The sequence below is a fragment of the Erwinia rhapontici genome, from assembly GCF_012271765.1.
Classification (GTDB): domain Bacteria; phylum Pseudomonadota; class Gammaproteobacteria; order Enterobacterales; family Enterobacteriaceae; genus Erwinia; species Erwinia rhapontici.
Window position 1 is genome coordinate 363,688 of record NZ_VRKO01000014.1, and the last position, 13,552, is coordinate 377,239.

Below are 13,552 nucleotides of genomic sequence, written 5' to 3' on the forward strand. Positions count from 1 at the left end.
CAGGCACAACCAGGGAGAAACGGATGAAACAGTTTTTAATTGCCCCATCAATTCTTTCCGCAGATTTTGCCCGCCTGGGCGAAGACACTGCTAAAGCACTGGCTGCTGGCGGTGATGTGGTTCACTTTGATGTGATGGATAACCATTACGTTCCCAATCTCACGATGGGGCCGATGGTGTTAAAAGCCCTGCGCGATTATGGCGTGACTGCGCCGATCGATGTCCATCTGATGGCCAAACCGGTTGATCGTTTGATACCTGATTTTGCCAAGGCCGGTGCCAGCTATATCACCTTCCATCCAGAAGCCTCCGAGCATGTTGATCGCACACTGCAATTAATTAAAGAGCAGGGCTGCAAGGCGGGCCTGGTGCTGAACCCGGCAACCCCTCTCAGCGTGCTTGATTATGTGATGGATAAGCTGGATGTGATCCTTCTGATGTCCGTGAACCCGGGCTTCGGTGGTCAGTCATTTATTCCGGGTACCCTGAATAAACTGCGTCAGGTACGTAAGCTAATCGATCAGAGCGGCTATGATATTCGCCTGGAAGTGGATGGCGGCGTCAAAGCGGACAACATTGGTGAGATTGCCGCAGCGGGTGCCGATATGTTTGTTGCCGGTTCAGCCATTTTTGGTCATCCCGATTACAAAAAAGTGATCGATGATATGCGCACCGAACTGGAGAAGTCTCGTCATGGGTCATTTCACTAACGTCCGTGCCCTCGCGTTTGATCTTGATGGCACGCTGACCGATAGCGCCCCAGGATTGACGAGTGCCGTTGATAGCGCACTCAATGAGCTGAACCTACCCATAGCGGGTGTTGAGCGGGTATCAACCTGGATTGGCAACGGGGCGGATATTCTGATCGAGCGCGCTCTGACCTGGGCGCTGGGCCATGCCCCACAGAGCGCCCTGCTGTCTGATGCGCGGGTGCTGCTGGATAAACACTATGCACAGAGCGTAGATGGTGGCAGCCTGCTGTATCCTGGCGTCAAAGAGACGCTGGCCGCGCTGGCTGCACATAACCTGCCGATGGCGCTGGTCACCAATAAGCCCACTCCGTTTGTTGCTCCACTGCTGCAATCGCTCGGTATTGCCGACTACTTTTCCCTGATTATTGGTGGCGATGATGTAGTGGCAAAGAAACCGCATCCGGCCCCGCTGTTTCTGGTTTTGGGCAAGTTTGGTCTGCTACCGGGAGAGTTGGTATTTGTTGGCGACTCACGCAATGATATTCAAGCCGCGCAGGCGGCAGGATGTCCCTGCATTGGCCTGACTTACGGCTATAACTACGGTGAGCCTATTGCCACCAGTCAGCCCGACATCACGCTTGATCATTTTAACGATTTGTTGCCCGCACTCGGGCTGTAATTATTCAGGACGGAAACATGAGCAAACCCATCGTATTTAGCGGCGCACAGCCTTCAGGTGAACTGACCATCGGTAACTATATGGGTGCGCTGCGTCAGTGGGTACAGATGCAGGATGATTACCACTGCATCTACTGCATCGTTGACCTGCACGCCATCACGGTTCGTCAGGACCCGGTTGCACTGCGCAAGGCTACGCTGGATACGCTGGCACTCTATCTTGCCTGCGGCATCGATCCACAGAAAAGCACCATTTTTGTTCAGTCGCACGTGCCTGAGCATACGCAGCTTGGCTGGATCCTTAACTGTTACACCTATTTCGGTGAACTGAGCCGTATGACTCAGTTTAAAGACAAATCCGCACGTTACGAAGAAAATATCAATGCGGGGCTGTTTGACTACCCGGTGCTGATGGCGGCAGATATCCTGTTGTATCAGACCACTCAGGTGCCGGTAGGTGAAGACCAGAAACAGCATCTGGAGCTGAGCCGTGATGTGGCTTCGCGCTTTAACGCACTGTACGGCGACATCTTTACCGTGCCAGAGCCGTTTATTCCTAAATCCGGGGCGCGCGTGATGTCGCTGCTGGAGCCGACCAAGAAAATGTCCAAGTCTGATGATAACCGCAATAACGTTATCGGCCTGCTGGAAGATCCGAAGTCGGTAGTGAAGAAAATTAAACGTGCGATGACCGACGGCGATGAACCACCGGTGGTGCGTTATGATGTGAAAGAGAAGCCTGGTGTGTCGAATCTGCTGGATATTTTGTCCGGTGTGACCGGTAAGACGATGGCCGAGCTGGAAGCCGAGTTTGCTGGCCAGATGTATGGCCACCTGAAAGGAGCGGTTGCGGATGCGGTATCAGCCATGCTGGGTGAGCTGCAGGAGCGTTATCATCGTTACCGCGATGATGAAGCCTTCCTTGAGCAGGTGATGCGTGATGGTGCAGCAAAAGCGCGTGCGCAGGCGCAGGGCACCCTGAAAAAAGTGTATGAGGCCATCGGCTTCGTTGCTCAGCCGTAAATCGTTACCGGTGGCAATCTGCTAAGGGTTGCCACCCGTTAAGAAAGCAAGAGCATCATGACTGGCGGTGCTCTTTTTTCAATACCAGAATTGCCCCGTCAAACCAGTAGAGTGTTAGCGTATCGTTGACCGGTGCGGTAACGACGGCCCCCGGCCCCCACGGCTCATCGCCACATATCACATTGTACCCACCCGCGACCTGATAGCTGTCTTCGGGATCGTTCTCATCGGCAGACGTCAACGTCGGTCTCTTCAGACAGTTATCCGTTGCCGGATCGATCGTCCGCTGCGCACTGCCTTGACTCCACATAATCTTATTTGACGAAAACGTCACCACTGCGCCCATATATTGCGGATCGTTCTCCACCACAGCCTGGATGCCTGTGCTATCCACATGTACGGCATCAACGTGCCAGATACCTTCCAGCGTGGCATAGTCAGGTGCAGCCGCCATCAGTGGCTGGCTTACCAGCATGCAGGCGATGATCAGGTGCTTCATGGTCCTTTCCTCGCAGTCAATCAGAATGCTGAGTATAGAGGGGAAATTAGCATTCAGGCTGCTGATTTTCATCGGTTCATTCAGAGATTTCCGGCAGCAGTATTAATCCGTGATAGGGTTAACAGCGTGTCTTATTGATGACGGAGGGATATTTATGCGTCCAGAATTACAGTGGATTAATCACGTTCGCCTGCCGGAGCGTGAAGGGCTTTGGCAGATTGAGATCCAACAGGGCAAGATTGTGCATATCATGCCACAGCCACCAACGCGTGCCAGCGGTGAAGCACTGGATGCCGAAGGTGGGTTGGCCTTCCCTCCGTTTATTGAACCGCATATTCATCTGGACACCACGCAGACAGCGGGTGAGCCTACCTGGAATCAGTCTGGGACCTTGTTCGAGGGCATTGAGCGCTGGGCTGAGCGTAAGGCCACGCTGACGCATGATGATGTTAAGCAGCGGGCTCGTCAGACACTGAAGTGGCAAATCGCCAACGGTATTCAGCATGTGCGTACCCATATTGATGTCTCCGACCCGACGCTGACCGCGCTGAAAGCGATGCTGGAAGTGAAGCAGGAGATGGTGCCATGGGTGGATATTCAACTGGTGGCCTTCCCGCAGGAGGGCATTTTGTCTTACCCCGATGGTGAAGCGCTGCTGGAGAAAGCATTGCAATTAGGGGCCGATGTGGTGGGGGCAATACCGCATTTTGAGTTCACCCGAGAATACGGCGTTGAGTCATTGCACCGTGCTTTCGCACTGGCGCAAAAGTATCAGCGTATGGTGGATGTGCATTGTGATGAGATCGATGATGAACAGTCGCGTTTTGTTGAAACCGTCGCGGCGCTGGCGCACCGTGAACAGATGGGAGCCCGCGTGACGGCCAGTCATACCACCGCAATGCACTCCTATAACGGTGCTTACACCTCACGTCTGTTCCGCCTGCTAAAGCTGTCTGGAATTAATTTTGTGGCTAACCCGCTGGTGAATATTCACCTACAGGGCCGTTTCGATACCTATCCGAAGCGCCGGGGCATTACGCGGGTGAAAGAGATGCTGGAGGCGGACATTAATGTCTGCTTTGGTCACGATGATGTTTTCGACCCCTGGTATCCTCTGGGGACTGCCAGCATGTTGCAGGTCTTGCACATGGGGATGCACGTGTGCCAGTTGATGGGATACGAACAGTTAGATGCTGGGATTAACCTGATAACCACTTACAGCGCCAGAACGCTGCAACTGAAGGATTACGGTATCCAATGCGGTAACAGTGCTAACCTGGTGATCTTGCCTGCTGAGAGCGGTTTTGATGCCTTGCGCCGTCAGGTTCCAGTGCGCTACTCGATCCGTGATGGACGAGTGATCGCCGAGACAGCTCCCGCCACCAGCATTATCCATTTGGATGAGAGTGAAAAGGTGGATTTCAGGCGATGACGCTGCATAAAAAAAGGCCGGATTAACCGGCCTTTTTGACATCTTAAGGTTAGTGGGAACCCATATGTCCATGCAACTTGTGCTTGCTGACGAAACCGAGCAGCAGACACATCACAAAGACCACCGCGTACAGGCCGTTAGCGGTCGCCAGCGCCGCGTGTGCACCGCCTTTCTCTACGATCGGGCCAGTGACCACGAAGGTCAACATGGTGCCAACGGTGCCGCAGGTCAGGATGAAGTTCACCAGTTTTGGCGAAGCGACCTTAGTCTGCAACGAACCCAGTGTGATAATGGTGGTGTAGATAGCGCTGGAGAAGAAGCCCAGGCTCATCATGATCCACTTCAGCATGGATGCATCCGTCGCGCTGATAAACCAGTACATCAGCGCAGTGGCGGCCAGTGCCAGTACGGTGAGGATGCGCTGCGGATCGAAGAAACGCAGAATGGCACTGAAGGCCCACATACCAATCATATACGCGGTCCAGAAGTTACCGACCAGACCCCCGGCTTGTTCGATACTCTGCCCCATATTTTTGGTCGCGTACAGCGGCACCCAGCCAATAAAGCCAAGCTGGCCAAGGATGTAGCACAGTGCTGCCACAGCCAACAGGCCGACGCCGATGCCCCACTTCTCTTTCACTACAGGCTCGCCTCTGGTGGCTTTCTTGCCCAGTACCGGGAATTCAAAGCACAGTGCCAGAACAAAGATGGCGACATAGATGACGCCGATGCAGGCGTATACCCAGTACCACGGCAGAGAACGCGCGAGAATAGCGGCAGCAATAATCGGGAAAATGGTACCCGCCATGCTGAAGAAGGAGTCGGTAAACAGCAGGCGAGAGCCACGCTGACGTCCTTCATACAGATGGGTGATCAGGAACGTACCGATGGACATGGTAATACCACTCACCACGCCAAGCACAAACATGCACAGAGAGAAAACGGTGAGGCTGTGGCTGTTCATCAAGCCCAGCACGGCCAGCACCATCAGCACAAAGCCGAAAATAAGCTGACGCTTCAGTGGCACAATTTCCATCAGCCAGGCGTTCAGGAATACCGCCAGCAGGATACCGGCGTTCAGGAAGGTAAAGGTATTACTCATCTGTGCCACGGGCAGCTGGAAGTAAGCAGCAATATTCTCCAGTACCATACCGGTAACGATAACCACTGCACCGGTCAGCGCATAAGAGAAGAAGCTGATCCAGGTAAGCCCAATTCGATCGCGATTTGTCATAGTGGAAACCTGTTTGAAAGAGAAGTCGTCGGGCGGAATGCCCGTGGTAAACGAGAGAAGTTTAACGATATTCGTGATCTGCTTAAATATTTAATGAAATGAATATCTTCATATTTCATTCATAACGTGATCATTATCACCATTCGGACTTCTCTTATCCCGTTTGCTTCAAGATGTTTGCAGCGTAAATAAAGGTAAAACGCTGGCGCGTTGGTAAGTGCCTCTTTACAATCAGCGTTGTTTTTATGGTTTGTTGCACTCAGTAAGGAATCTTTCATGTTGAAACGTACTTTGACCGCAGTGGCGACCGTTCTTGCCCTGTCGACAATCTCTGCCTCCGCTATTGCCGCGAAGGGGGACACGCATGTGCTGCTGACCACTTCCGCCGGTACTATCGAACTGGAACTGAACAACCAGAAAGCACCGGTATCGGTGACTAATTTTGTGGATTACGTCAACAATGGTTTTTATAACAACACCATTTTTCACCGCGTGATCCCGGGCTTTATGCTGCAGGGCGGGGGATTCACCGCTGACATGCAGCAGAAGCAGCCTAAACCGCCGATAAAAAATGAGGCAGATAACGGCCTGCTCAATAAACGTGGCACCATTTCAATGGCGCGTACGGCTGAGAAGGACAGTGCAACCAGCCAGTTCTTTATCAACGTGGCCGATAACGCCTTCCTCGATCATGGTCAGCGTGATTTTGGCTATGCCGTCTTCGGTAAAGTGGTGAAGGGAATGGATGTGGCCGATAAGATCGCCCAGGTGCAGACGAAAACTTTTGGTCCTTACCAGAATGTTCCGGTGACGCCGGTGGTGATCCTGTCTGCCAAAGTGCTGCCATAATTCTCTGATGGCATTCTGTCAGGGCCGCCTGGTGGCGGTCCTGCTGTAACGAGCCCACCATGCTGCTTCTGATCGACAACTACGACTCCTTCACCTGGAACCTCTACCAGTATTTTTCTGAGCTGGGAGCCGAGGTATGCGTGCGCCGCAATGACGAGATCACGCTGGCTGAGATTGACGCGCTGGCGCCGGAACATCTGGTGATCTCTCCAGGCCCCTGTACACCGAATGAAGCCGGGATCTCTCTTGAGGCTATCCGTTATTTCTCCGGGAAATTGCCTATCCTTGGCGTTTGTCTGGGGCACCAGGCAATCGCACAGGCCTTTGGCGCCCGCGTGGTACGCGCACGCAAGGTGATGCACGGCAAAACATCAGCGATTGAACATCGTGATGGCGGCGTGTTTGCCGGGCTGAATCATCCCCTGACGGTGACCCGCTATCATTCATTGATTGTTGAAAGCGGCAGTCTGCCTGCTGAGTTTGAAGTGACCGCCTGGACCGTGGATGAGAATGGTCAGCCTGATGAGATCATGGGCTTCCGCCACCGCACGTTATCGCTGGAAGGGGTGCAGTTTCACCCGGAAAGCATCCTCAGCGAGCAGGGGCATCAACTGCTGGATAATTTCCTCAAACGCTGATTAACGTTTGCCTTTTAGTGACTTTTTATGCATATTTTATGACTATATTTTCACATCCCTGAAAAGACTAAATGGTGAGGTAGTGAATGGCGGCGGAAAAATTAGCGGTAACACGTGCAACGTTCGATGAGGTGATTTTGCCTGTTTATGCACCAGCACAGTTTGTGCCGGTGAAAGGGAAAGGCAGCCGCGTTTGGGATCAGCAGGGTAAAGAGTACATTGATTTCTCTGGCGGTATTGCGGTCACCGCGCTCGGGCATTGCCATCCGGCGCTGGTAGAGGCATTAAAAACGCAGGGTGAAACCCTGTGGCACACCAGTAACGTCTTCACTAACGAACCTGCCCTGCGTCTGGCGACCAAACTGATCAACGCGACTTTTGCCGAGCGAGTGTTCTTTGCTAACTCCGGTGCGGAAGCAAACGAAGCGGCGTTTAAGCTGGCGCGTTACTACGCCACCAAACGTCACAGCCCGTTCAAAAGTAAAATCATTGCCTTCCATAACGCCTTCCACGGTCGCACGCTGTTTACGGTGTCCGTTGGCGGCCAGCCGAAGTATTCCGATGGCTTCGGGCCAAAACCTGCCGATATCGTCCACGTCCCGTTTAACGATCTGGCCGCAGTAAAAGCGGTGATTGACGATCATACCTGCGCCATTGTGGTTGAGCCGATTCAGGGAGAAGGGGGCGTGATGCCCGCGACGCCAGAATTTATGCAGGGGCTGCGTCAGCTCTGTGATGAACATAATGCGCTGCTGGTTCTGGATGAAGTGCAAAGCGGCATGGGCCGCAGCGGTAAACTGTTTGCGTATGAGCATTATGGTGTGCAGCCGGATATTCTCACCACCGCCAAAGCGCTGGGCGGTGGTTTCCCGGTCAGTGCCATGTTAACGACTAACGACATTGCATCGGTTATGGCGCCTGGCGTGCATGGCACCACCTATGGCGGTAATCCGCTGGCCTGTGCGGTGGCTGAAGCTGCACTGGATATCATCAATACGCCAGAGGTGCTGGAAGGTGTGGAAGAGCGCCGTCAGCTGTTTGTTGATGCGCTTCAGGCGCTGGATGCCCGTTTCGATCTGTTCAGCGATATCCGTGGCAAAGGCCTGCTGATTGGCGCGGAGCTGAAATCACAGCATGCTGGACGTGCGCGCGATATTCTTAACGCCGCAGCAGAAGCCGGTGTGATGGTGCTGGTTGCCGGAACTGACGTGATGCGTTTTGCGCCTTCGCTGGTCATTGAGCCAACGGATATCGCCGAAGGCATGGCGCGTTTCGCCACGGCTGTTGAGAAAGTCCTGGGCTGATTGCCGTGGGCGGGGCATGCCCCGCCCCTACGTTGTTTCGTCGATGTCAGGCATATCCCAGACCAGCGTCGGCATGCCGCTAATTCGTCGATGTCAGGCATATCCCAGACCAGCGTCGGCATGCCGCTAATTCGTAGGGGTCAGGCATATCCCAGACCAACGTCGGCATGCCGCTAATTCGTAGGGGTCAGGCATGCCTGACCCGCGATCATGACGATTTCCTCAAGCGCCGGGACAGCCAGCGGCCATGATGTGGGCGCTGGCTCCAGGTCAGCGACGAAATGGTGTGCATTACGCTGAGGTGGCCAAGAATACGCTTCACGTGTCGCTCCATAATGGTCACCGGCCCCTGATGGAAGTCCTCGGGGGCATCCAGTACATTGCTGCCTGAATCCGGTCCGTCATACTCCAGACGCTGCTGACAGCGTTGCAGGGCAATTTCGCAGGATTGCAAATAGCGCTCTGCCAGCGTCGGCGTTAGCATCGTATGCTCCCGCGCCAGAATGGTCATGGCGTTGATATGCTCAACAATAAACTGGCTGTGCGTGACCCACAGCTGCATATCGGCCAGGTAGCGTGAATTAAAGCCCGGTTCCTGCATCGCCTGATGCAGTGAGTTAAACAGCGCATTATGCGCCTGATTCACCCGCATACGCTGGTATGCCAGTTTTTCCGCATCCTGTTCGCTGCCCAGCAGCTTCTGCAATGCCTCCTGATAGGTCTCCAGCGCATCGTGCGCATTCTGACGCATCAATCCACTCTGCCACTGTGGCCATAGCCAAATCATGCCGCCGAAGGCAATCAGACAGCCCATTAGTGTATCCATTAAGCGCGGCAGCAGGAACTGCGCTCCGTTCAGCGACAGCAGTTGCAATGTATACACCGCGGTGACCGTGAATCCTACGGTTGCCCAGCCGTAAAACTTGCGGATAAACAGATAGCTCACCAGGGTAATCAGTAGCATCACCAGCAGCACCCAGGATTCCGGGGCATGTAAACCGAGCGTGGCAGCGGCAATGGCCAACCCGGCCAGCGTTCCCAGCGCCCTGTGCTGGATACGTACCCGAGTAGCGCTGTAACCGTTGAGGCTGACAAACATCACCGTCATCAGTATCCAGTAAGGCTTCGGCAGATTGAAGAACAGGGCCAGTGAACTGGCGAAGGTCAGCATGACTGCATAGCGTGCGGCGGTGCGCAGGGCAGAGGATTTCAGCGACAGATAACTCTTCAACGCAGGAAACAGCGGCAGGCGGCGCTGGCGGTCTGCCATCAGGTCGCGACGGTACAACGGGTGCTGGGTGCGTAGCACGCGGGCGATACGGCTGAAGTGATAATAGCAAAAGTTGCCAACCGGATTATCGGGGTGCTGACGGGATATTTTTTCCAGTGCCTGAAGCGGTTTTTCCATCGTGAAACGTTCAGGGAAGCGGTGATAGAGGATATCGTCAGCCAGTACCCGCAGGCGTGTGGCAATGGTCTGCGCATTCCAGCGGATCACCGCCTCGGCGTGGCTCTGCTCTACCAGCTTCTGTACTTCCTCGGGCTGATGCAGGCTGACGGCGATATGTTCCTGTAGATCGAGGGCGACCTGAAATGCGCGCGTCAGTCGCTGATAATGGTCGCGATTGGCGGCCAGCATATGCATTTGCTGGTAACAGGTGTTAATCAGATCGACGGCTTTCTGTTGGCGGACCAACAGGGGAGGCAGGGCGGTTTGGGGATCGGTCAACTGGGTTAGCAGACTGTATTTCGCTTCGCAGTAATCAGCCAGTTCATGATAGAGCAGACTGAGGGTTTCGCGCATCGGCTGCTCTTTCCACAGCCAGAACCAGAACCAGTTAAACGCGCCATACCAGACGGTACCGAGAATGAACAATAGCGGCGGCTGCCACATGGGCATGCGTCCGGCCAGACTGAGGGTGAAAATGGCGGCAATCAGCGATGCCGGTAGCAGACGACCGTGCAGCGGACTGATTTCACCGGTGACGCCAAGCAGCAGTGCCATGACCAGCAGGATCACGGGCAGTGGCACCTCTTCTGCCCCGGCGTACTGAATCAAAAAGCTACTGAAAGCAAACAGGCAACCGCCTACGATCAGACGTTTGAAGAAGCGTTTGTGTGGAGTATCAAGACCGGCATTGTTACAACAGGCGGGGACTAATGAGAACAGCAGGCCGTTTTGCAGGTTGCCGAGCATCCAGCCGATCGCCACGGGTAAACACAGCACCAGTGTTTGCCTGAGTGCGTAGTTAACTTCGGGGTGATAGATAATTCTCCGCCACATGAGCCACACCAAATAAAAACGGCGCGACTGGGCGTCGCGCCGTGGGTTCAGAGCCGGTTAACGTGTTCCGTAAACAACAATGGTTTTACCATGTGCTGAGATCAGGTTTTGATCTTCCAGCATTTTCAGAATACGACCCACCGTTTCGCGGGAGCAGCCGACGATCTGGCCGATCTCCTGACGGGTGATTTTGATCTGCATCCCATCCGGGTGCGTCATGGCATCCGGTTGTTTCGCCAGATTCAACAACGTTTGGGCAATGCGTCCGGTCACATCAAGGAAAGCTAAATTACCCACTTTCTCTGATGTGACTTGCAGGCGACGCGCCATCTGTGAAGACAGGCGCATCAGGATGTCAGGATTCACCTGAATCAACTGACGGAATTTTTTGTAGGAAATTTCAGCCACTTCACAGGCTGTTTTCGCACGTACCCATGCACTGCGCTCCTGACCTTCTTCAAAGAGGCCCAGCTCGCCAATGAAGTCGCCCTGATTGAGGTAGGAGAGGATCATCTCTTTGCCTTCTTCATCCTTGATTAACACCGCTACTGATCCTTTAACGATGTAATAGAGGGTTTCCGCCTTCTCACCCTGATGAATCAGAGTGCTTTTGGATGGATATTTGTGAATATGGCAATGTGACAGGAACCATTCGAGTGTAGGGTCTGTTTGCGGTTTGCCGAGAACCATTCGCTGTTATCCTCTGTTGTAATCGTGCCTAAATATACCCTGTATTCGGCGTGCTGCAGATGCGTTGCCGCTGGCCTGAAGCGCGAAATATTTTTGGGTATCAGGGGATGTATCCCTGCCAGGCGTTGAAATATTCAAGCGTTCCCATAGGGAAATTATACGGGCCTCTGTTAAGAGCATGGCTCGTGCTGTCGTCCCGTTTTTACCGTGCATTGTTATGCCAGTAAAATATTGCAGCTTCGTTTGTAGCACAGCTTTACAAGACTGTCTTCTGTTGTCTCGCTTCAGCATAGTTCGAAAAAGGCAACGTTGCCGTTTTTGTGAGTGCAGCGTACTCTGCGGTAACTGAATCAATGAGAGGATTTTGTGATGCAAGCACGAGTTAAGTGGGTTGAAGGGATGACGTTTTTGGGAGAATCCTCATCCGGCCATCAGATTTTGATGGATGGCAACGCGGGGGATAAAGCACCCAGCCCGATGGAGATGGTGCTGATGGCTGCCGGGGGATGCAGTGCGATTGATGTGGTGTCTATTCTGCAGAAAGGCCGTCACGATGTCGCCGACTGTGAAGTTAAATTGACCTCGGAACGTCGTGAAGAGGCACCGCGTATTTTCACCCATATTAACCTCCACTTTATTGTCAGCGGCAAGGCGTTAACGGATAAAGCCGTTTCACGTGCGGTCGACCTCTCTGCGGAGAAATACTGCTCGGTGGCGATTATGCTGGGGAGCGCGGTGAAAATGACGCACAGCTATGAAGTGACAGATCTGACCTGAAGCTGGTTTCTTATGGGTAACGATGTTCGTTGTCGTTACCCACAGCTGACAGAACGTAGCGTACACATCCTGCTATTCCTCTCTCTACCCGCATTTCACGCCACGGCAGGCGAATAACATCAGCGGTATATTTCCCTCGTTCTACATTCCTTTCTTAATTTGCTGCAGGCTGGCGAAACAACAGCTGAATGTCCGGCGTTTGCCCATGATTCTCTGTTGCTGCCTGGTCTGCCGTTGTCAGATTTAATCAACCAGGAGTCATGATGACTATCGAGACGCTGATTCAGGATGTCACACCAAAGGTGCTGCAATGGCGGCGGCATATTCACGCGAATGCCGAACTCTCTTTCCACGAGCATGGCACCGCAGACTATGTTGCCGCTGAACTGGCAAAGTTTGGCCCATTAACACTTAGTCGCCCGACGCCAAATAGCGTACTGGCTGAACTTGAGGGGCCGCGTAGTGGTGACTGCATTGCCCTGAGGGCCGATATGGATGCGCTGCCTATTGAGGAGTTGAACAGTGAACCTTTCACCTCGCGCAATCGCGGTGTGATGCATGCCTGCGGGCATGATGCGCATACGGCAATGCTGATGGGGGCGGCATGGGTGTTGTGCCAGCAGCAGAGTAAGCTTGCCGGCAAAGTGCGCTTTATTTTCCAGCATGCGGAAGAAGTGCCACCAGGCGGGGCCAGCGAGCTGATTAAGCTGGGCGTATTGAACGGTGTATCAATGATCTTCGGTCTGCATGTTTTCCCTGGACTGTCTACCGGCCAGGTGGCTGTGAAAGAGGGCGTCTTCAGCGCTGCCAGCGATAACTTCGACCTGACCCTGCAGGGAAAAGGCGCCCACGCAGCGATGCCGCAGGAGAGTATCGACCCGGTGACGCTGGGCGCAGGAGTGGTGCAGGCACTTCAGCAGATTGTCTCACGTCGTCTTGACCCTAACGAAGGTGCCGTACTGACGGTCGCGAGTTTTCAGGCTGACGGCGGCTATAACGTTATCCCTGACACGGCGCATCTGCGCGGCACGCTGCGCACGCTCAGCCAGAGTGCGCGTAACACTATCCCGCAGATGATGTCACAGCAGCTGGACGGAATGACGCAGGGAGCAGGGGCCAGCTACGTGCTGAAATGGACGCCGGGTTACACCACCGGGGTTAATCACCCGGACGCCTGCCGTATTGCAGTGGATAATGTGATTGCCACGCTGGGGGATGATGCCTTGCAGGTTATGCTGCATCCAATGTTTGGCTGCGAGGACTTCTCAGCCTATCAGCAGGTAGTGCCGGGCTGTTTCCTGTGGGTCGGGTCGGGCAACCCGGAAAAAGGGACCTGCCGGGGGCTGCATAACCCCCATTTTCGCCTTGACGAAGATGCGCTAAAAATCGGGGTGAGGCTGCATACCGGCTTTATCCACCGCCTGCTGATGAAGCGATAACAGGATAAATGGG

General features: G+C 54.0%; 13 protein-coding genes. 9 read left to right on the top strand and 4 right to left on the bottom strand.

The window, feature by feature from the left end; all coding sequences use genetic code 11:
- The first annotated feature begins 23 nt into the window (after positions 1-23).
- The 3 genes from rpe to trpS are packed head-to-tail and all read left to right on the top strand — an operon-like array spanning position 24 to position 2,393.
- Positions 24-710, top strand: coding sequence for a ribulose-phosphate 3-epimerase (gene rpe, locus FVB43_RS15265; RefSeq protein WP_133846669.1), 687 nt, complete (start codon positions 24-26; stop codon positions 708-710).
- Positions 694-1,371, top strand: coding sequence for a phosphoglycolate phosphatase (locus tag FVB43_RS15270; protein ID WP_167864262.1), 678 nt, complete (start codon positions 694-696; stop codon positions 1,369-1,371). Before rpe ends, FVB43_RS15270 begins: the two co-directional genes overlap by 17 nt.
- Positions 1,372-1,388: 17 nt before the next feature.
- Positions 1,389-2,393: a tryptophan--tRNA ligase gene (gene trpS, locus FVB43_RS15275; RefSeq protein ID WP_133846671.1), complete on the top strand. Its 1,005-nt coding sequence runs from the start codon at positions 1,389-1,391 to the stop codon at positions 2,391-2,393.
- A 55-nt stretch (positions 2,394-2,448) separates the two neighbouring features.
- Here trpS and FVB43_RS15280 read toward each other — a convergent pair whose 3' ends face one another.
- Positions 2,449-2,892 carry a hypothetical protein gene (locus tag FVB43_RS15280; protein ID WP_133846672.1) on the bottom strand — a complete coding sequence of 148 codons (444 nt, stop codon included), beginning with the start codon at positions 2,890-2,892 and terminating at the stop codon, positions 2,449-2,451.
- A gap of 154 nt (positions 2,893-3,046) precedes the next feature.
- Here FVB43_RS15280 and FVB43_RS15285 point away from each other — a divergent pair, with 154 nt between their 5' ends.
- Positions 3,047-4,324 carry a cytosine deaminase gene (locus FVB43_RS15285; protein WP_167864263.1) on the top strand — a complete coding sequence of 426 codons (1,278 nt, stop codon included), beginning with the start codon at positions 3,047-3,049 and terminating at the stop codon, positions 4,322-4,324.
- A gap of 49 nt (positions 4,325-4,373) precedes the next feature.
- Here FVB43_RS15285 and tsgA read toward each other — a convergent pair whose 3' ends face one another.
- Positions 4,374-5,558, bottom strand: a complete 1,185-nt coding sequence (gene tsgA, locus FVB43_RS15290) for an MFS transporter TsgA (protein ID WP_133846674.1) — start codon at positions 5,556-5,558, stop codon at positions 4,374-4,376.
- A gap of 276 nt (positions 5,559-5,834) precedes the next feature.
- Here tsgA and ppiA point away from each other — a divergent pair, with 276 nt between their 5' ends.
- From ppiA to argD, 3 genes are all read left to right on the top strand, one after another.
- Positions 5,835-6,407: a peptidylprolyl isomerase A gene (ppiA, locus tag FVB43_RS15295; protein WP_133846675.1), complete on the top strand. Its 573-nt coding sequence runs from the start codon at positions 5,835-5,837 to the stop codon at positions 6,405-6,407.
- A gap of 59 nt (positions 6,408-6,466) precedes the next feature.
- Complete coding sequence (locus FVB43_RS15300; protein ID WP_133846676.1) at positions 6,467-7,045, top strand: aminodeoxychorismate synthase component II; 579 nt, start codon at positions 6,467-6,469, stop codon at positions 7,043-7,045.
- Positions 7,046-7,131: 86 nt separating this feature from the next.
- Positions 7,132-8,349 carry a bifunctional acetylornithine/succinyldiaminopimelate transaminase gene (argD, locus tag FVB43_RS15305; protein WP_133846677.1) on the top strand — a complete coding sequence of 406 codons (1,218 nt, stop codon included), beginning with the start codon at positions 7,132-7,134 and terminating at the stop codon, positions 8,347-8,349.
- A 208-nt stretch (positions 8,350-8,557) separates the two neighbouring features.
- Here the strand turns inward: argD and FVB43_RS15310 are convergent, their stop codons facing one another.
- Positions 8,558-10,633, bottom strand: coding sequence for a YccS/YhfK family putative transporter (locus FVB43_RS15310; RefSeq protein WP_159337861.1), 2,076 nt, complete (start codon positions 10,631-10,633; stop codon positions 8,558-8,560).
- Positions 10,634-10,690: 57 nt separating this feature from the next.
- Complete coding sequence (gene crp, locus FVB43_RS15315; protein ID WP_000242758.1) at positions 10,691-11,323, bottom strand: cAMP-activated global transcriptional regulator CRP; 633 nt, start codon at positions 11,321-11,323, stop codon at positions 10,691-10,693.
- A 369-nt stretch (positions 11,324-11,692) separates the two neighbouring features.
- On the opposite strand from crp, the gene FVB43_RS15320 reads away from it, so the two are divergent.
- Complete coding sequence (locus FVB43_RS15320; protein ID WP_133846679.1) at positions 11,693-12,100, top strand: OsmC family protein; 408 nt, start codon at positions 11,693-11,695, stop codon at positions 12,098-12,100.
- A 260-nt stretch (positions 12,101-12,360) separates the two neighbouring features.
- Entirely contained in the window at positions 12,361-13,539 is a 1,179-nt protein-coding gene (locus FVB43_RS15325; protein ID WP_159337863.1) for an amidohydrolase, read from the top strand.
- Positions 13,540-13,552: the final 13 nt, after the last annotated feature.